General features: G+C 45.3%; 20 protein-coding genes and 1 other annotated feature. Of the genes, 8 read left to right on the forward strand and 12 right to left on the reverse strand.

The window, feature by feature from the left end; all coding sequences use genetic code 11:
* Positions 1-53: 53 nt before the first annotated feature.
* Positions 54-914, reverse strand: a complete 861-nt coding sequence (focA, locus tag ACF8CV_RS14985; protein WP_005462425.1) for a formate transporter FocA — start codon at positions 912-914, stop codon at positions 54-56.
* Positions 915-1,213: 299 nt separating this feature from the next.
* Here focA and ACF8CV_RS14990 point away from each other — a divergent pair, with 299 nt between their 5' ends.
* A complete protein-coding gene (locus ACF8CV_RS14990; protein WP_005462432.1) occupies positions 1,214-1,450 on the forward strand; it encodes a TIGR02647 family protein in 237 nt (78 codons plus the stop codon).
* Positions 1,451-1,534: 84 nt separating this feature from the next.
* On the opposite strand, the gene ACF8CV_RS14995 is transcribed toward ACF8CV_RS14990, so the two are convergent.
* The gene (locus ACF8CV_RS14995; protein WP_005495699.1) at positions 1,535-1,957 is read right to left on the reverse strand and encodes a PACE efflux transporter; all 423 of its coding nucleotides are present in this window, start codon (positions 1,955-1,957) and stop codon (positions 1,535-1,537) included.
* An 88-nt stretch (positions 1,958-2,045) separates the two neighbouring features.
* Here ACF8CV_RS14995 and ACF8CV_RS15000 point away from each other — a divergent pair, with 88 nt between their 5' ends.
* Genes ACF8CV_RS15000 through ACF8CV_RS15010 form a run of 3 tightly spaced genes read left to right on the forward strand, consistent with a single transcriptional unit; the run spans position 2,046 to position 4,401 of the window.
* Positions 2,046-2,930, forward strand: coding sequence for a LysR family transcriptional regulator (locus ACF8CV_RS15000; protein WP_021449272.1), 885 nt, complete (start codon positions 2,046-2,048; stop codon positions 2,928-2,930).
* Positions 2,931-2,938: 8 nt separating this feature from the next.
* Positions 2,939-3,766: an NAD-dependent epimerase/dehydratase family protein gene (locus tag ACF8CV_RS15005; RefSeq protein WP_005478913.1), complete on the forward strand. Its 828-nt coding sequence runs from the start codon at positions 2,939-2,941 to the stop codon at positions 3,764-3,766.
* The gene (locus ACF8CV_RS15010) at positions 3,763-4,401 is read left to right on the forward strand and encodes a YdcF family protein (RefSeq protein WP_029847296.1); all 639 of its coding nucleotides are present in this window, start codon (positions 3,763-3,765) and stop codon (positions 4,399-4,401) included. Before ACF8CV_RS15005 ends, ACF8CV_RS15010 begins: the two co-directional genes overlap by 4 nt.
* Positions 4,402-4,473: 72 nt before the next feature.
* Here ACF8CV_RS15010 and ACF8CV_RS15015 read toward each other — a convergent pair whose 3' ends face one another.
* Together ACF8CV_RS15015 and cysS are read right to left on the reverse strand one after the other, a co-directional pair.
* Positions 4,474-5,052, reverse strand: a complete 579-nt coding sequence (locus tag ACF8CV_RS15015) for a thymidine kinase (protein ID WP_005450744.1) — start codon at positions 5,050-5,052, stop codon at positions 4,474-4,476.
* Between the two features lie 82 nt (positions 5,053-5,134).
* Positions 5,135-6,517 carry a cysteine--tRNA ligase gene (gene cysS / locus ACF8CV_RS15020; RefSeq protein WP_005478905.1) on the reverse strand — a complete coding sequence of 461 codons (1,383 nt, stop codon included), beginning with the start codon at positions 6,515-6,517 and terminating at the stop codon, positions 5,135-5,137.
* Positions 6,518-6,720: 203 nt separating this feature from the next.
* On the opposite strand from cysS, the gene ACF8CV_RS15025 reads away from it, so the two are divergent.
* The 4 genes from ACF8CV_RS15025 to ACF8CV_RS15040 all read left to right on the forward strand — a co-directional run bounded on the left by ACF8CV_RS15025 (position 6,721) and on the right by ACF8CV_RS15040 (position 9,904).
* Entirely contained in the window at positions 6,721-7,215 is a 495-nt protein-coding gene (locus tag ACF8CV_RS15025) for a peptidylprolyl isomerase (protein WP_005487618.1), read from the forward strand.
* A gap of 60 nt (positions 7,216-7,275) precedes the next feature.
* Positions 7,276-8,004, forward strand: a complete 729-nt coding sequence (gene lpxH, locus ACF8CV_RS15030) for a UDP-2,3-diacylglucosamine diphosphatase (protein WP_029850976.1) — start codon at positions 7,276-7,278, stop codon at positions 8,002-8,004.
* A 108-nt stretch (positions 8,005-8,112) separates the two neighbouring features.
* On the forward strand, positions 8,113-9,327 hold the full coding sequence (locus tag ACF8CV_RS15035) for an EAL and HDOD domain-containing protein (RefSeq protein ID WP_017448335.1): 1,215 nt from the start codon (positions 8,113-8,115) through the stop codon (positions 9,325-9,327).
* Positions 9,328-9,400: 73 nt separating this feature from the next.
* On the forward strand, positions 9,401-9,904 hold the full coding sequence (locus tag ACF8CV_RS15040; protein WP_021449277.1) for a YchJ family protein: 504 nt from the start codon (positions 9,401-9,403) through the stop codon (positions 9,902-9,904).
* Between the two features lie 67 nt (positions 9,905-9,971).
* On the opposite strand, the gene hisIE is transcribed toward ACF8CV_RS15040, so the two are convergent.
* The 8 genes from hisIE to hisG all read right to left on the reverse strand — a co-directional run bounded on the left by hisIE (position 9,972) and on the right by hisG (position 17,142).
* Positions 9,972-10,607 (reverse strand): bifunctional phosphoribosyl-AMP cyclohydrolase/phosphoribosyl-ATP diphosphatase HisIE, encoded by a 636-nt coding sequence (gene hisIE / locus ACF8CV_RS15045; RefSeq protein ID WP_138937428.1) that lies wholly within the window; start codon positions 10,605-10,607, stop codon positions 9,972-9,974.
* The gene (hisF, locus tag ACF8CV_RS15050; RefSeq protein ID WP_024702736.1) at positions 10,604-11,377 is read right to left on the reverse strand and encodes an imidazole glycerol phosphate synthase subunit HisF; all 774 of its coding nucleotides are present in this window, start codon (positions 11,375-11,377) and stop codon (positions 10,604-10,606) included. The genes hisIE and hisF overlap by 4 nt, the downstream gene beginning before the upstream one ends.
* Positions 11,359-12,096 carry a 1-(5-phosphoribosyl)-5-[(5-phosphoribosylamino)methylideneamino]imidazole-4-carboxamide isomerase gene (hisA, locus tag ACF8CV_RS15055; protein WP_005495717.1) on the reverse strand — a complete coding sequence of 246 codons (738 nt, stop codon included), beginning with the start codon at positions 12,094-12,096 and terminating at the stop codon, positions 11,359-11,361. Before hisA ends, hisF begins: the two co-directional genes overlap by 19 nt.
* 12 nt (positions 12,097-12,108) lie before the next feature.
* Positions 12,109-12,723 carry an imidazole glycerol phosphate synthase subunit HisH gene (gene hisH / locus ACF8CV_RS15060; RefSeq protein WP_138937427.1) on the reverse strand — a complete coding sequence of 205 codons (615 nt, stop codon included), beginning with the start codon at positions 12,721-12,723 and terminating at the stop codon, positions 12,109-12,111.
* 26 nt (positions 12,724-12,749) lie between these two features.
* Positions 12,750-13,823 (reverse strand): bifunctional histidinol-phosphatase/imidazoleglycerol-phosphate dehydratase HisB, encoded by a 1,074-nt coding sequence (gene hisB / locus ACF8CV_RS15065; RefSeq protein ID WP_138937426.1) that lies wholly within the window; start codon positions 13,821-13,823, stop codon positions 12,750-12,752.
* A 65-nt stretch (positions 13,824-13,888) separates the two neighbouring features.
* Positions 13,889-14,929 carry a histidinol-phosphate transaminase gene (gene hisC / locus ACF8CV_RS15070; protein WP_138937425.1) on the reverse strand — a complete coding sequence of 347 codons (1,041 nt, stop codon included), beginning with the start codon at positions 14,927-14,929 and terminating at the stop codon, positions 13,889-13,891.
* 12 nt (positions 14,930-14,941) lie between these two features.
* Positions 14,942-16,240, reverse strand: coding sequence for a histidinol dehydrogenase (hisD, locus tag ACF8CV_RS15075; RefSeq protein ID WP_025789128.1), 1,299 nt, complete (start codon positions 16,238-16,240; stop codon positions 14,942-14,944).
* 5 nt (positions 16,241-16,245) lie between these two features.
* A complete protein-coding gene (hisG, locus tag ACF8CV_RS15080) occupies positions 16,246-17,142 on the reverse strand; it encodes an ATP phosphoribosyltransferase (RefSeq protein WP_005480403.1) in 897 nt (298 codons plus the stop codon).
* A gap of 55 nt (positions 17,143-17,197) precedes the next feature.
* Positions 17,198-17,335 (reverse strand) — a sequence feature (His leader region).
* Positions 17,336-17,580: the final 245 nt, after the last annotated feature.

The raw sequence follows: 17,580 nt of genomic DNA on the forward strand, positions 1-17,580 counted from the left end.
ACAATGCACAAAAAAGGCGAGCTACCTAGCTCGCCTTTCTCTTTCTTTGGGCTCTATCGCAGATGTTTGTCTTCATCACGTAGATAGATCATCCAGTACCACATACCGACGAACACACCGCCGCCGATGATGTTACCGATCGTGACTGGGATAAGGTTGTTAACGATAAAGCCCATCATGTTCAAGTCCGCATAATTTGCGATATCAGCACCTGTCATTTGCCAGAAGGCTTCTGGCGCAAAGTATTTGATACCAATAGCCATTGGAACTTGGAACATGTTCGCAATACAGTGCTCAAAACCAGCGGAGACGAACATCGCTACTGGCAAAATCATTACCGCGATTTTGTCTGTTAATGTACGGCCACTGAATGTCATCCAAACCGCAATACAAACTAACACGTTACACATGATGCCAAGTGCAACCGCCGCAAAAAAACCATGGTGCAACTTATGTTGTGAAATGGCCATGGCATTCAAACCAACTTGGCCGTGATCGAACATGTATTGCTTTGTCACCAACATACACGCCACCAGCAAAATAGCGCCAACCATATTGCCGAAATAAACCACAAACCAGTTTTTAACCAGCGTTTTCCATGAAATTTTGCCACTCGCACGCGCAACCAGAGTCAGAACCGAACTGGTAAATAGCTCGCCACCAGTAACCACCACCAAAATCAAACCAAGGCTAAATGCTAGACCGCCAATGAGTCGTGTGATGCCCCAAGGCAGATCGCCCGCACCTGTCGTTACTGTGGTATAGAAAATGAAAGCAATACCAATATGAAGCCCCGCAGAAATGGCGAGCAGAAAAGATTTGATTGGAGCTTTCGTTGCTTTGCCTACACCTACTTCGGCGGCACGTTCAGCAGCCTGAGGTGGCAATAAAGAGTCAAACTGATTGAAGTTCATGGAAGTGTAACATTTAGAAACAATTAAAGAGGCGCGGATAATCGCTCCATTTCCTGACTTTTTCAAGGGCTATTTTTCATGTTTACTAAAAATGTTGTTGGTGAGACGGAAATCGATAAAACTCAACTATAGTTTGTTGTCTTAACTATCATTGATATTAAACAAGATACTCAGCGTTCGAACAAAAATCCCACGTTATATCAGTCTGATAGCAATGCAGTTAACACTTCTTGTTGTTTTGTGTTGCTCAACACTGGTTTTAAGACTAGCTTGGATAAAAAAGCGCAAAGGAATTATCTATGAAATATTCAGCTGAACACATCGCCGAACTGAACCTTCTTCTTCAATTCGATTTAAGCAGTGCAGCGACAGGCATTAAAGTCCATTCAGATGCCTCAGAAGAGATGCAAGCAGCAGTTGCGCGTCTTTACCAAAAGCAATTGTGTACGCAACCTGATGGTGGTTATCTAACCGACGAAGGCATTGAAGTTGCAGAACACGCAGACAAAATCTTACGCGTACTTTCTGCAGAATAACGACCGCCCACTGACCAATAAAGCCACCGAAATACGGTGGCTTTTTTCTAGTTAATCCAATCGCATTTGGGGAATCTCACTCGGCTACACCAGTAACTTTCTCATTTTCCCAAACGGTTGAACTTTATCGTACAACCAGTTAAAGCCTGTGGCGTAAAACAAGAAGAAGACTAGAAACCCTGCTTCGAGCATCAATGCTTGAAGGAGCGTAATCTCCAAGAACCATGCGATCACAGGTATAGAAATAAAGATCAACCCACCTTCAAACCCAACGGTGTGACCAAGGCGCATTGCTAAACTTCTGTCTGCTCGGTTGCTGCCAAACCACTTATCGAAGTACAAGTTGTAAATGTAGTTCCAAACTACGGTGTACAAACTCAAACCGATCCCTACTAGCGCCAAATCACTTGAACCTTTACCTGTGATCAACGCAGCTGCAGGCACAATGATCGCTAACGCCATCAATTCAAAAAGTACTGCGTGGAAAATTCGTTCGTTACGAGTCATGATTATCTACCCATTTGTTCTACTCAATGACTGAAATTTTATCTATGATTGAGATAATAAAAAGTTAGATACCATCGGTAAAAACGATATGTTTACTATCGAACAATTGCAGGCGTTTGTTGCCACATCCGAATCCGGCTCATTTTCCGCAGCAGCGAGAAAGTTAGGTCGAGCCCAATCCGTGATAAGCCAACACATTATGAACATGGAACTCGACTGTGGTGTCGATCTGTTTGATCGATCCGGCCGTTATCCCAAACTGACCGAGAACGGCCATGCTCTGATGCCTTACGCACAAGCGGCGATCAGTCAACTCGACCGATTAAACAATAAAGCGACTCAGCTCTTTTCTGCGCAGGCGAGCGAGCTTGTTCTCGCGATTGATGAAGGGATTCCGCTGACTCGATTACCGGATGTGCTTAAAAACCTAGAACAACAATTTCCGCAACTACAAGTCGAATGTTTAACGGCATCTAGCCCAGATATTATTGAACTGGTGAAATCTGAACGTGCGACCACCGGAATTATTCTGAGCGACCTGCAAATGCCTAGGCATATCGATTTCACCAATCTTGGTAATATCGCATTCGATGTGTATGTCTCTTCCGATCACCCATTAGCGGCTCAGCGAATTACCCATATCGATCAACTCAAACAATATCGCCAACTGGTGATACGCTCAAAGAGTGCAGAGCCAGGTAGCCTCAACCAAGCATTGAGCCCAGATATCTGGTACGCTGATAACTACTACATTTTGTTAGAATTAGCGAACAAAGGGTTTGGATGGTGCTTCCTACCGGAGCACTTAGTCGCAGACTCACCAAACACGTTAAAAAAAGTTGGGGATGATTTCACAAAGCTGGCTTGGCAAGTCAATGTTGACCTGATTCAGCATCAAAAATGGCATTCTGATCCCCTCCATCAACAAGCCAAAGCAGAGCTCATTACTCTCTTTGAGCAAACAGTTAAGTAGGATAAATAATGGCAAACACATTGATTGTCGGTGCAGGTTGGCTTGGTACTCCACTAGCGCAAGCCTTGTTAGTCGAGGGACATGATGTAGTTATTACACGTCGTAGCCAAGCTCGGTTAGATGAACGGCCATCCACTATTGCTAACGCCGCCCTGCTTGATCTCAACGATGAAAACGCAGCGCAAAAACTGGATGAAATAATTCAGTCGAATCATATTGAGCGTATTGTTGGTGCGTTTCCACCTGGGTTTCGTCGAGGGTCTGGTCGAGAGTATGCGCAGCAATGGTCAACGTTAGTTAAAGCAGCAAAACAGCATGCGATTGAAAAGCTCGTCATGATCAGCTCTACAACGGTCTACCCTAATTTACCAACGGATATGAAAGAAGAATCCGCATCGCTCGCTCTCGTGCAAACCCACCCTCACTTTTCTGACAATGCGAAAATCATGCTCGAAGCAGAGCAATCCGTCATCGACTCTGGCATAAACTACGCCATCTTACGTTGCAGTGGTTTGTTTGGCCCAGACAGACACCCCGCTCGCTTTGCCATGCGCCTAAAACAAGTCAGCCGTAAAGCTCCAGCCAACATGCTTCATCAAAGTGACGCAGTCGCTGTGGCACAATTTGCATTGGATCACCTGAGTAATCAGATCATTAATGTCACAACGCCTCACACCGTGAGCAAAGCTGAGTTTTACCAAGCAGCAATCACCAAAAGTGGCGCAGAGATTTCGCTACCTCCCGTCACAGAAGATGCCGATAAACGCATCTTAGCGGACAAGCTGGTTTCACTTGGGTATCAATTCCGATTCAATTCAACGCTGGATGCACTATGAAGTTATATCAACATATTGAAACGCTTTGGGATTACATGCAGCTCAAACAGGATTTAAAGCCTGCCGACTGCTTGTTTGTTATGTGCAGTAACGACGTGCGAGTTGCTGAGCACGCCGCTGCGCTTTACCACCAAAAACTCGCGCCATTGATTGTGTTCTCCGGTGGTGAAGGCCGTTTTACGGATGGGTTGTTTGAAAAAAGTGAAGCCGAAACATTTGCAGACATTGCGCGTTTAGCTGGCGTACCAAGCGATACCATTTTAGTAGAAACACGTTCAACCAATAGTGGAGAAAACGTCCGTTTCACCGAGCAGTTATTAAAAGAGAAAGGCATCCAATGCGAATCGATTATTTTAGTGCAAAAGCCATTTATGGAACGCCGCGCCATCGCTACGTTTGAGAAGCAATGGCAATCGCCCTACTCGCAAGTGCAAGTCAGTTCTACCGCTCATCCATTCTTCGAATACATCAACGAAGACATGCCGCTAATGATGGTGTTAGAAGCGCTGATGGAAGATTTTTCCCGCGTCAAAAGCTATCCCGAAAAAGGATTTCAAACTAAACAAGACATTCCAAAGCAAGTGGATTCATCTTATCAAGTCTTGTTAGAGCGATTCGGTTTTGATCTCGTCTGAGCGAAATGAACAATTAAAAAGCCACCGAATTCGGTGGCTTTTCTGTATTGCTTTGAAGCTAAATGGATAGGTTTATTTACCTAGGGCTTCTTTGTAGTGCTGACGGCAAACTGAGACATAACGGTCGTTGCCACCAATCGCCACTTGGTCACCTTCTTTGATTGCGACTCCGTGTTCGTCGGTGCGGATAACCATGTTTGCTTTTCGGCCACAGTGGCAAATCGTCTTCAACTCAACCAGCTTATCAGCCCAAGAGAGTAGGTACTTACTGCCTTCAAAAAGTTCGCCAAGAAAATCGGTACGAAGACCATAGCAAAGTACTGGAATATGCAGCTTATCCACTACCTCTGTAAGTTGGTAAACCTGCTCTTTCGATAGGAACTGACACTCGTCAATAAGAATACAGTGACGTTTTTCGACTTCATGCAGGGCTGCAATCTCTTGATATAGGTTCGTATCTGGACGGAACAAATGCGCGTCCGATTGTAAACCAATACGAGAACTTACTTTGCCTACACCATAGCGGTCGTCCAACGCCGCAGTGAAAATCACTGGCGTCATACCGCGTTCTTGGTAGTTAAATGAAGATTGAAGAAGAGTTGTCGATTTACCCGCATTCATTGCTGAGTAATAGAAATACATCTGAGCCACAGAGCATTACCTAAAGTTAAAATTTTATTGATGAAATTGGAAAATAAAAGGGCTGAATCATCAGCCCTTTTAAAAGATTCAATTACTTACGACGCCACGTTGTGCCTTCTGGGCCATCCTCAAGGACAATGCCCATTTCCGTCAGCTTATCACGTGCCATGTCGGCGTTTGCCCAATCTTTCGAAGCACGCGAGTCGTTACGCAGCTTGATTAGCGCTTCAATTTCAGCGACTTCATCATCGTTGCCAGCATTACCTTTTAGGAAAGCTTCAGGATCTTGATAAAGAATACCAATCACGTCTGCTAGTTCGCGCATTAGCGCACCAAGTTCACTCGCTTTCTCTACGCTTTCTGTCTTAAGGCGGTTAACTTCGCGCGCCATATCAAACAGAACTGAGTATGCTTCTGGTGTGTTGAAGTCGTCGTTCATCGCAGCAGTAAAGCGAGATACATACTCCTCACCACCCGCTGGTGCTGCATTTAAATCCAGACCACGCAGAGAAGTGTATAGACGCTCAAGAGAAGCGCGTGCTTGGTTTAGGTTATCTTCACTGTAGTTCAATTGGCTACGGTAGTGACCAGACATTAGGAAGTAACGCACGGTTTCAGCATCGTAGTGACCAAGAACGTCACGAATAGTGAAGAAGTTGCCTAAAGATTTAGACATCTTTTCGCGATCTACCATCACCATGCCACTGTGCATCCAAGTATTTACGTACTTAGTGTCGTGTGCACAGCAAGATTGTGCGATTTCGTTTTCGTGGTGTGGGAACTGTAGATCAGAACCGCCGCCGTGAATATCGAAATGATCGCCTAGGATCGTGGAGTTCATTGCTGAACATTCAATGTGCCAACCTGGACGACCTGGACCCCATGGAGATTCCCATGTTGGCTCGCCTGGTTTAGACATTTTCCAAAGAACGAAGTCTAGTGGGCTACGTTTTGCTGTTTCGATATCAACGCGCGCACCAGCTTGAAGCTGATCAAGATCTTGCTTAGAAAGCTTGCCGTACTCGTCAAACTTACCTACTTCAAACATGACGTCGCCGTTGTCTGCAACGTATGCGAAACCACGTTCGATAAGCTTTTCAACCAATTCGATGATTTCTGCGATAAATTGTGTTGCGCGCGGCTCAACGTCAGGACGCTTCATGTTCAATGCATCAAAGTCTGCGTGCATGTCGCCAATCAAACGTTCTGTAAGTGATTCACAAGATTCGCCGTTTTCTGCTGCACGTTTGATGATTTTGTCATCAATATCTGTGATATTGCGAACAAACGTTAGGTCGTAACCAAGGTAGCGCAGATAACGTGATACTACGTCAAAAGAAACGAAGGTGCGGCCGTGGCCGATGTGACAGAGATCGTAGATGGTTACCCCACAGACATACATGCCAACTTTACCGGCTGTAATTGGTTTGAATTCCTCTTTCTGTCTTGTGAGTGTGTTATATATCTTTAACATGATCTCTATCTATGATTGTGAATGAATACAAGAACGTCGAGTATATCAAGTCCGACCTTATTAGGTAATAGCAATTAACCGATAAAACGATAATCGGCTAAACTTCAAGCACAAAACGAAGAATTTACTCTTCTCGAGTTTTTAATGCGTTATAACTTAGGCTAGAATCTCGGGCTCAACACAACACAGTAAAGGAAAGTAGCATGATCACCCTTCACACTAATTTTGGTGACATCAAGATTCAACTAAACGAAGAGAAAGCGCCAGAGACAAGCGCAAACTTCCTTCAGTACTGCCGCGACGGCTTTTACGACAACACTCTTTTCCACCGTGTTATTGACGGTTTCATGATCCAAGGCGGCGGCATGGAATCAGGTCTACGTGAAAAATCAACACGTGCACCTATCAAGAACGAAGCAAACAACGGCCTAAGCAACAAAGTAGGTACGATTGCTATGGCTCGTACGATGGAACCACATTCTGCAAGCTCTCAGTTCTTCATCAACGTAAACAACAACACTTTCCTAGATTTCCGTAGCGAAAGCCTAGATGGTTGGGGTTACTGTGTATTCGGTGAAGTTGTAGAAGGTATGGACGTTGTAAACAAGATCAAGGGCGTTAGCACTGGTTCTTACGGCATGCACCAAGACGTACCACTAGAAGACGTGGTAATCACTGGTACTACAATCGCAGAGTAATTCTTGCGAATTATTCCCAAGAGATAAGTAATTGGGGAGGCTTCGCCTCCCCTTATTTCTATGACGACATTATTTATATCAGACTTGCACCTTACGCCGTCACGTCCTGACATCACAGAATGTTTCATTACATTTATGCGTACGGAAGCCAAAAATGCCGAAGCTCTTTATGTATTAGGCGATCTTTTCGAGTTTTGGGTCGGTGATGATGACAAAACACCGTTTGCAAACCAAATTCGTACCGAGTTCAAAACGCTCACCGACCAAGGTGTCCCGGTTTTCTTTATTCAAGGCAATCGTGACTTCTTGTTGGGCGAACGCTTTTGTAAAGAGACGGGCATCACTTTGCTTGATGACGTTTGCACCATCGACTTATATGGCACAAAAGCGGTGATTTTACACGGCGATACCCTGTGTATTGATGACGTGGAATATCAGAAATTTCGTAAAACTGTGCATCAACCTTGGTTACAATGGATCTTTAAACGCATCCCATGGTGTTTAAAGAAAAAAATTGTCTCTAAAGTTCAATCAGACATTCGCAACGATAAACAGATGAAGTCTTTAGATATCATGGACGTGAATCAAAGCGAAGTTGAAAAAGTGATGTCTCAGAATTGCGTCAACTTGATGATTCATGGCCACACTCATCGCCCAAATACACATTTTTTTGACGCAAATGGTGCTAAAAACACGCGCATCGTCTTAGGGGACTGGTATACGCAAGGCTCAGTTTTACAAGTGAATTCTGATGGTTTTGAACTGCAAAACCGGCCTTTCAACACATAATTTACGCTAAGCATGTCGAACATGTAGAAGATTCGCATTCAAAGCGTAGATATTTTGTAAAAAATCGCTATTATCATATTACTAAGTTAAACAGAACGAAGTACCTAATTGAAGTATTCTTACGTAGCTCGCCAACCGATTCTAGACAGAGAAAAGCGAACCATAGGTTACGAACTTCTCTTTCGAGACGGCCCCAAAAATACCTTCCCTGAAGTAGAACCTGAGCTTGCTACTAGTCGACTGCTATCTGATCATTTTTTGTCGACGCATTACAACACGTTAGGTAACAAACTCGGTTTTGTTAACTTTCCCCACCAAAGCTTGGTCAACCTTGTTCCGACACTGTTTCCGAAAGATTCTCTGGTCATTGAAGTACTCGAAGATTGTGAGCCTACGCAAGAGCTTCTCGATGCAATAAAACATCTGCACGAATGCGGCTACCGAATTGCACTGGACGACTTTGTACCAACTAAGGCTTGGAAACGCTTTCTTCCGTACGTATCGATGATCAAATTTGATATTCGTTTAGTACCAATTGAAAAAGCGGCAATTTTCATCCAAGCATTGAGCCAGTTTAATATCGATTTTTTGGCTGAAAAAGTCGAAACCTATGAAGAGTTTGAACAAGCGCTTGACGCTGGTTTTAACTACTTTCAAGGTTACTTCTTTAGTAAACCAGAAATGATCCAAAAGAAGCGCCTCAACCCGGCGTTTTTAACCGTCATCCAGTTGTGTAAAGAGATTGCTGATAAGCCCATCGACTTCAATGAAGTGGAGCGTCTGTTCTCTATTGATGTGACGCTTTCTTATAAGTTGCTCACTTACGTCAACTCGGGTTACACGCTCACAACCAAGATCAAATCGTTTAGACAGGCGCTGATTTATCTGGGCGAAGAACGTTTACGACGCTTTATTTCACTGGTTGCAATCGCTTCTGTGCAAGAGGACAAGCCAGATTCACTCTACTCGCTTGCTATTCAACGCGCTCGTATGTGTGAAATTTTGCTTAGCCAAATGAACACCAAGTACGATCCTGGACAAGCCTTTCTAACTGGTATGTTCTCATTATTAGGCTCGCTTCTCGATCAGCCTCTGTCAGATGTAATTGAAGACATTCCCGTCGATGAAGACATCAAGCTCGCCCTGACAAGCCGAAAAGGTGTGCTTGGGTATCTCCTTTCTATGTGTATTGCTTACGAACAAGCAGATTGGGAACTGGCTGAAAGATACTGCTCTGTCTTGAAGTTAACGGAAACTCAGCTAGCTGATGCATTCAATGAATCGACAGAGTGGGCTCAAGAACTGCTTTCTCAAACACCTTAACTCGCTATAATGCTTCTCTCCCACTCTATTGGGATTATTTGTTTCATCGCTTTACCTAACGAGATTTCATCTTATGGCTTCTTCTTGTCCTTGCGGCGCTAACCGTACCTACCAACAGTGTTGCGAAATTGCGCACAACAATCACGCTAACGTCAAAACACCAGAACAGTTAATGCGCTCTCGCTATAGCGCTCATGTGCTAGGCCTCGTTGACTACGTTGTGAAAACATATCACCCAAGTTGTAACGCAGAAGAACAACGTGAAGGTATCGCACAATCGATCGACAGCGATTGGTGCAAACTGGAAGTCGTCAAAGCAGAAGCTGGCAGCCATGAAAATGAAGGCTTTGTTGAGTTCAACGCCTATTTCAATGAAGACGGCCAACGCTACTGCCTGAGCGAGCGTTCACGCTTCGTGAAAGAAGATGGGCTGTGGTATTACATTGATGGCACCTTCCCTGAAGAAGAATCCGAGCAAGATCCGCGACTTAATCAATCCATCAGCAGCTTAAAAGTAGGCCGTAACGATCCATGTATTTGTGGCAGCGGTAAGAAATTTAAAAAGTGCTGTGGATAAAATCGCACTATCAAGAAAAAACAAAGGCTTCCAAATGGAAGCCTTTGTTTTATTTCTTTAACTTGAACTACTTGTGACGCTCTTTAAGCTTATTCACCACATCGTTCATTGATAAACCTTGGTCTTGTAAAAGCACCAACAAGTGATAGATCAAATCTGCAGATTCACACACTAACTCCGCCTTATCGCCCGACGTCGCCGCAAGCGCGACTTCAACGCCTTCTTCGCCCACTTTCTGCGAAATACGTTTGGTACCACGGGCATAAAGGCTGGCGGTATAAGAGGAGTCAGGATCGGCACTCTTGCGGGCAGCCAGTAGCTGCTCAAGTTGATGAAGCCACACCATTTGTGATTCCTCTTGTGCATCGCCGTCCCAACACGTTGTTGTGCCTGTGTGGCAAGTAGGCCCAATAGGGTTCACTCGAACCAGCAAAGTATCATTGTCACAATCTAGAGAGATATTCACGAGTTGAAGAACATTGCCAGACGTCTCACCTTTAGTCCATAAACGCTCTTTAGTGCGAGAGAAAAATGTCACCTGACCCGTTTCACCCGTTTTTGCTAGCGCGTCTTGGTTCATGTAACCCATCATAAGCACTCGGCTCGATTGGAAGTCTTGCACGATGGCAGGTACCAAGCCATCCACCTTTTCCCAATTGATTCGCTCCGACAGCGAACTGACTTCGGCGGCTTTAAAACTCATAGTCGTACCTCAATGCCTTGTTGTTTCAAATACTGCTTTAGTTCACCAATATTGATGACTTGCTTGTGGAATACCGAAGCGGCCAGCGCACCATCCACGTTTGCTTTTTGGTATGCTTCTGCAAAGTGCTCCATGGCACCTGCACCACCGGAAGCGATGAGAGGAACTTTACACACTTCGCGTACCATATTGAGCTGTTCAATATCGTAACCGTTACGCACGCCGTCTTGGTTCATCATGTTGAGCACGATTTCACCAGCACCGCGCTTTTGCACTTCTTGTACCCATTCGCGCGTTTCCCACTTCGTCGCCTTTGTACGTTCTTCGTCGCCAGTAAACTGGTAAACCTGATATTTACCAGTATCTTTGTCGTAGTAGGAATCGATACCAACTACGATACACTGAACGCCAAATTTATCCGCTAAATCAGTAATAAGCTGCGGGTTAGCCAACGCAGGCGAGTTGATAGAGACTTTGTCTGCACCAAACTCCAGAATACGTGCAGCATCCTCTGCGGATTTAATACCACCAGCCACACAGAAAGGAATGTCGATCACTTCCGCGACACGAGCTACCCAACTTTTATCAACTACACGACCATCGCTTGATGCAGTGATGTCGTAAAACACCAGCTCATCAGCGCCTTCTTCAGCGTAGCGTTTAGCGAGAGGAACAATGTCACCGATGATCTCGTGGTTGCGAAACTGAACGCCCTTCACCACTTGTCCATCACGAACATCAAGACATGGAATTATTCGCTTTGCCAGCATGCAAATGCCTCCTCTGCTGTGAACTTACCATCTAACAACGCGCGACCAACAATCACGCCTGCCACACCGCTGCCTTTTAGCGCTTCGATATCCGCTAATGAGCCGATACCACCTGAAGATTGGAACTGCACTTGTGGGTACTGTTTACATAGGTCGACGTAAAGCTCTACGTTTGAGCCTTCTAGCGTACCGTCACGAGAAATGTCAGTACACAGCACGTGCTGTAGACCTACCGTCAGGTAATCGTTGATCAGAGCTTCAATAGTCACGCCTGAATCTTCTTGCCAACCAGAGATCGCCACTTTACGCGTGCCGTCTTGGTCGATGTTGATGTCCAACGCGAGAACGATTTTCTCTGCGCCGTATTTTTCCATCCAACCTTTTACTAACTCAGGCTGTTTTACTGCGGTTGAACCAACCACAACGCGCTGTGCACCCGCTTCTAATAAGTCCACAACGTCTTGTTCGGTACGCACACCGCCACCGATTTGGATGTTCGCAGGCGTGCTTGCTAATAGCTTTGCAATCAAATCAAGTTGGCGCGCAGATGTATCTTTCGCGCCCGTCAGATCCACCAAGTGCAGCCAGTTAGCCCCTGCTTGGTGATACAAGTTGAACTGCTCTGCTGGGTCGACTTTGTACTCGGTTACTTGGCCATAATCACCTTGATATAGGCGAACTACCTGTCCTTCAATTAAATCAAGAGCTGGAATAATCACACTAAATCCCTTTTATAATTCTAAGAAGTTTTGAATAAGCTTCGCGCCCGCTTTTGAAGAACGCTCTGGGTGGAATTGCACACCATAATAGTTACCACTTTGAACCGCAGCAGTGAATGGATTTCCGTAATCACATTCGGCAATGGTGTAGTCTCCAACAGGCATCGCAAAGCTGTGCACAAAATAGAAGTACTCACCCTCTTCAATGTCTTTGAACAACGGATGGCCTGCTTTTGCAGAAACGGTATTCCACCCCATGTGTGGCAGTGGCAAATCGCCAGTTTGTAGCAGCTTCACTTCGCCATCACAAAGCCCAAGACACTCAACTAACTCATCTGCTTTCTGCCCTTTCTCTTGGGAAAACTTACCCAATAACTGCATACCTAAACAGATACCAAGCAATGGCTTTTCAACTTGCTTGACGAGATTGATAAGATCACGCTCTTCAAGGTTTTTCATCGCTTCGCTGGCTGTACCCACACCAGGTAGGAACAACTTGTCTGCTGACAACACCACTTGAGGATCTTTTGAAATCGTTACGTCATAGCCTAAGCGTTCAATGGCAAACTTCACCGAAGAAACGTTGGCACAGCCCGTATCGATAATGACAACTTTTTGTTCTGTCACTGTTTTTCTCCTTGCTCACGTGAGCCTTAAAGGACGCCTTTGCTGCTTGGCAGCTCCGTGCCTTCCACCTTGATTGCTTGGCGTAACGTTCGACCAAACGCTTTGAATAGGCTCTCAATGATGTGGTGATCATTATCGCCAGCAGAAGAAAGGTGCAGCGTACACGCTAGTGTGTCAGTTAAAGAACGGAAGAAGTGAACCACCATCTCTGTCGACAAGTCTCCAACTTGATCACGGCTAAATTTCGCGTCAAATTTCAGGTAAGGACGACCAGACAAATCCAACGCACATTGCGCCAAGCACTCATCCATCGGCAGGCTGAAACCAAAGCGACCAATGCCACGCTTATCGCTCAACGCTTCTTTTAATGCCTGACCAAGGGCTAATGCGGTATCTTCAATCGTGTGGTGATCATCAATGTGTAAATCTCCGTCGACTTTGCACACCATTTGGAAACCACCGTGAGTGGCAATTTGATCCAGCATGTGGTCAAAGAAACCAAGACCTGTTGAGATATCATTGCCACCTTGCTCATCCAGATTAACGGCAACTTTAATGTCGGTTTCTTTAGTAGTACGAATCACTTCGGCAACTCGTGCTTTCACCGTCAGATCTTTCAATATCTGCTTCCAACCCATAGTTTCTGGATTGTATTGAATACCGCGAATCGCCATGTTTTCCGCCAATTGCAGATCCGTCTGACGGTCACCAATCACGACAGAATTTTGGAAATCCACTTTACCGCCTTGAAGATACTCTTTCACCATGCCTAATTTAGGCTTACGGCAAGAGCAATTGTCTTCTTCAAAATGCGGACAAATCAGCACATCATCGAACTTCACACCTTGAGACTCGAAGATCTCCATCATCATGTTGTGTGGCGCATCGAAGTCTTCTTGAGGGTAGCTGTCTGTGCCTAGACCATCTTGGTTTGTCACCATCACTAGACGGTATCCCGCATCCTGCAACGACAACAGGCTTGGAATAACGAACGGTTCTAGTTTTAACTTATCCAAGCGGTCAACTTGGAAATCAATCGGTGGCTCGACAATCAGCGTGCCATCTCGGTCGATAAATAGGATTTTTTGTTGCTTGCTCACTCGAACTTCCTTATTACTAATCTTGTTTCGTTCTCGGCATGAACCGAGAACGTTGAGAATTCTATTTATGAATAGTAGTTTCTAATGAAACCCAGTGTCTTTTCACACTCGTCGCGGTTACCAACGCTGATACGCACGCAGTTTTCAATTGGTGAGTTACGTAGAATGATTCCGGTATCCCACGCCGCTTTAAACAGCGCATCACCATCTGGGAATTTAACCAATAGATAATTGCCCCACCCTTCGAAAACTTGCAATCCTGGAATCATCGACAAACCAACCTGCAGATAAGCGCGGTTTGCATTAAGGTCGAGGACTTGGAATTTCGCTCGAGCCAAACCTGCTTCTGACAAGGCTTGAACCGCAATTTCAGCAACAGGCACTGGTACTGGGTACGGCGCGATGACTTTAAGTAGGACGTTGATTAGCTCCTCGTTTGCAAGCGTGAAACCACAGCGTAAGCCTGCAAGCGCGAACGCTTTTGATAACGTACGTAGAATCGCGAGATTTGGATATTGAGCTAACAAATCCACCGTTGACGCCTCAGGGCAAAAATCGATGTACGCTTCATCCATGACCACGATTGCTCGGTCTTTTGTCATCTCAAGCAGAGAGACAATATCTTCACGCTTAACGAGGTTACCGGTTGGGTTGTTTGGCGAACAAACAAAAACCAGCTTGACGTTATCGAGATTGGATTCGATGCCAGCAAGGTCAAGCTGCCAATCCGATGTTAGCGGTACAGTCTTAGGTTCAACACCAAAGGTTTCAGCACTGATTGCGTACATACCGTAAGTCGGTGGGCAGTACAAAACCGCGTCTTGTCCTGGCTCACAGAAAGCGCGAACTAAAAGCTCAATACCTTCGTCAGCGCCACGAGAAGTAAGCGTCTGTTCTGGCTTTACACCCGCGTAGGCAGCGTAAGCTGAAATAAGCGCTTTTGGCTGGCATTCGCTGTAGCGGTTTAAGCGAGCAAAATCCGTTTTGTACTCATTATTAAATGGAGATTCATTGGCGTTGAGCCAAACGTCACCCGTGCCGCCAATTCGGCGAGCAGATAAATACGGGGTTAATTCTTGGACTTGTTTGCGTGCTAGCTTTTCCATCTCTTTACTCTCTTATAATCTATTTTTGGTCAGCTTTTCTACTCGGATGGTGACTGCACGTTTGTGAGCGTCGAGACCTTCCGCCTCCGCCATCGTAACCACAGTCGGAGCGAGATTCTGTAAACCTTCAGCCGACAACTCTTGCACTGTCATTCGTTTAGAAAAGTCGGCAAGGCCAAGGCTTGAGTAAGTACGAGTATACCCGTAAGTTGGAAGCACGTGGTTAGTTCCCGACGCATAATCACCTGCAGATTCAGGAGACCAATCGCCAAGAAAGATTGAGCCCGCATTATCTAGTAGTGGAAGTAGCTCACGCGGGTTCTTCGTTTGCACAATTAAGTGCTCAGGGCCGTAGTAGTTAGAGATAGAAACCGCTTGTGTGATTGACTCAGAAATAATAATCAGACTTGAAGCCAACGCCTTCTGCGCGATGTCTGCTCGAGACAAGGCTTTTAGTTGACGCTGAACAGCATCCGTTACTTGATCCGCGACAATTGGTGATGGTGTCACAAGAACCACCTGTGAATCAGGGCCGTGCTCAGCTTGGCTTAACAAGTCTGCTGCGATGAAGTCTGGATCTGCGGTTTCGTCGGCAATCACAAGAACTTCAGAAGGGCCAGCCGGCATGTCAATCGCAGCACCACGGAAGTCATTGCTTACTTGACGTTTTGCTTCCGTCACATAGGCGTTACCCGGGCCAAAAATTTTATCCACTTTGGAGACGCTTTTCGTACCGTAAGCCATTGCAGCGACCGCCTGTCCACCACCGACATTGTAAACTTCATCAATGCCGCACAACTTGGCAACGTACAAAATTTCATCTGCAATCGGTGGAGGAGAACAAAGCACCACTTTACGACAACCAGCGATTTTTGCAGGCACGCCCAGCATCAATACTGTCGATGGCAATGGCGCGCTACCACCAGGAATATACAACCCTACTTTTTGAATGGGACGTGTCACTTGCTCACACATCACACCAGGTTGTGTTTCCACTTTAATTGGTTGTGGCTTTTGCGCTTTATGAAATTTAGCAATATTGCTGTAAGCCTGCTCTAGTGCTTGTTTCATTTCCGCAGAAAGGCGCTCTGAAGCCGCATTAATTTCTTTGGATGGAACTCGGATTGATTCCGGTTTTACACGGTCAAACTTTTCTGTAAGTTCTAATAGCGCTGCGTCACCTTGAGTACGCACCTTTGCGATCACATCCGCAACTGCAGCGGTAATATTCGCACCTTCCGCAATGGCAGGACGCTCCAAAATTGCATCTTGTTGCTCTTCACTCAGTGATTGCCATACAACAGTTCTCATTGCCGTTACTCCATCATTTTTTCAATTGGTAGCACTAGAATTGAGCTCGCACCCAGTTCTTTTAGCTGTTCCATGGTTTCCCAGAACAAGTTCTCTGTACTCACCAAATGAACGGCAACTTTCTGTTTGTCTGCTGATAGTGGTAAAACGGTTGGATCTTCTGCGCCCGGCAGTAATGCTTTAATTTGCTCCAACTTTCCAGCTGGTGCGTGCAGCATGATGTATTTTGACTCTTTTGCCTGTTGAACGCCTTGCATGCGAGTTAGCAATTTATTGATCAACTCTGCTTTGTCTGCGTCGAACTCACCAATGCGTTGGATAAGCGTCGCTTTGGATCTGAAGATGACTTCGGCTTCTTTCAGGCCGTTTGCTTCTAATGTTGCACCTGTAGAAACCAAATCTGCAATCGCATCCGCTAAGCCCGCTCGTGGCGCAACTTCCACAGAACCAGTGAGCATACAAGTTGAGAATGGCACGCCGGCTTCATCCATGTACGCTTTAAGAAGTTGAGGGTAAGTCGTTGCGATGCGTTTGCCTGCGAGATCTTGTGGACCGTTGTATTCTTCATCTTTATCGATGGCGATGGACAAACGGCAGCCACCAAAATCCAGTCGACGAAGTTGAACAAACTCACATGGCTCACCCAAAGCTTTGCGATCAAGACGAACTTCTTCTAGTTCGTTTTCTCCGATGAAACCAAGGTCAACCACGCCATCCATGATCAAGCCAGGGATGTCGTCGTCACGAACCAAAAGCAAGTCAATTGGCATGTTCTCTGAGTGAACAACAAGACGCTCACCCATTACGTTAAATTTCACGCCGCATTGCTTTAGTAGAGCTTGGCTCTCTTTGCTAAGACGACCTTTTTTCTGAATTGCAATTCTTAAGCGTTGTGTTTGCATTGCTTTATCCCTGTGCAAGATTTTGATATCTAAGTAATTTTTAAACCAGTAAAACTAAAAAAACCCTCGAGAGATTGGCGTCTCCCGAGGGTTTAAAATCTGTTCTTACTTTGATTTTCACCTCCGGGAGTTTCCTGCCTCCCGGGTATGCGTACATCTCCCGAAAGACTAGGCTGGGTGATGATGGTGATGAATGTTCATTACAAAATTACGCATACTTATTTAAGACTTTAGTTAGTTGCTTCGTTAGTAACCACACTAACCAAGGATTCTTAATTTTTCAATACCGAAATTGAACTTTTCTTAACTATTTTTTCAAGTCTATGTTTTTTAAATGTTTATTTTTAGTTTCATTGCGATAGAGTGCAAGAAATGAAGTTGCTATACAACGATTTTCCTAGCAAAAAAAGTCCCTAGTATAAATTTTCTCCGAAACAA

The organism is Vibrio sp. zbq_1, from assembly GCF_043102935.1.
GTDB classification, from domain to species: Bacteria; Pseudomonadota; Gammaproteobacteria; order Enterobacterales; family Vibrionaceae; genus Vibrio; species Vibrio parahaemolyticus.

What these genes read in the sequence shown, in the direction of transcription:
- ACF8CV_RS15025 (WP_005487618.1), top strand. Translation starts at nt 6,721, where the DNA reads ATGATCACCCTTCACACTAATTTTGGTGACATCAAGATTCAACTAAAC.
- hisC (WP_138937425.1), bottom strand. Translation starts at nt 14,929, where the DNA reads ATGGAAAAGCTAGCACGCAAACAAGTCCAAGAATTAACCCCGTATTTA.
- ACF8CV_RS15010 (WP_029847296.1), top strand. Translation starts at nt 3,763, where the DNA reads ATGAAGTTATATCAACATATTGAAACGCTTTGGGATTACATGCAGCTC.
- ACF8CV_RS15040 (WP_021449277.1), top strand. Translation starts at nt 9,401, where the DNA reads ATGGCTTCTTCTTGTCCTTGCGGCGCTAACCGTACCTACCAACAGTGT.
- hisD (WP_025789128.1), bottom strand. Translation starts at nt 16,240, where the DNA reads ATGAGAACTGTTGTATGGCAATCACTGAGTGAAGAGCAACAAGATGCA.
- lpxH (WP_029850976.1), top strand. Translation starts at nt 7,276, where the DNA reads ATGACGACATTATTTATATCAGACTTGCACCTTACGCCGTCACGTCCT.
- ACF8CV_RS15005 (WP_005478913.1), top strand. Translation starts at nt 2,939, where the DNA reads ATGGCAAACACATTGATTGTCGGTGCAGGTTGGCTTGGTACTCCACTA.
- focA (WP_005462425.1), bottom strand. Translation starts at nt 914, where the DNA reads ATGAACTTCAATCAGTTTGACTCTTTATTGCCACCTCAGGCTGCTGAA.
- hisG (WP_005480403.1), bottom strand. Translation starts at nt 17,142, where the DNA reads ATGCAAACACAACGCTTAAGAATTGCAATTCAGAAAAAAGGTCGTCTT.
- ACF8CV_RS14995 (WP_005495699.1), bottom strand. Translation starts at nt 1,957, where the DNA reads ATGACTCGTAACGAACGAATTTTCCACGCAGTACTTTTTGAATTGATG.
- ACF8CV_RS14990 (WP_005462432.1), top strand. Translation starts at nt 1,214, where the DNA reads ATGAAATATTCAGCTGAACACATCGCCGAACTGAACCTTCTTCTTCAA.
- ACF8CV_RS15000 (WP_021449272.1), top strand. Translation starts at nt 2,046, where the DNA reads ATGTTTACTATCGAACAATTGCAGGCGTTTGTTGCCACATCCGAATCC.
- hisF (WP_024702736.1), bottom strand. Translation starts at nt 11,377, where the DNA reads ATGCTGGCAAAGCGAATAATTCCATGTCTTGATGTTCGTGATGGACAA.
- cysS (WP_005478905.1), bottom strand. Translation starts at nt 6,517, where the DNA reads ATGTTAAAGATATATAACACACTCACAAGACAGAAAGAGGAATTCAAA.
- hisIE (WP_138937428.1), bottom strand. Translation starts at nt 10,607, where the DNA reads ATGAGTTTTAAAGCCGCCGAAGTCAGTTCGCTGTCGGAGCGAATCAAT.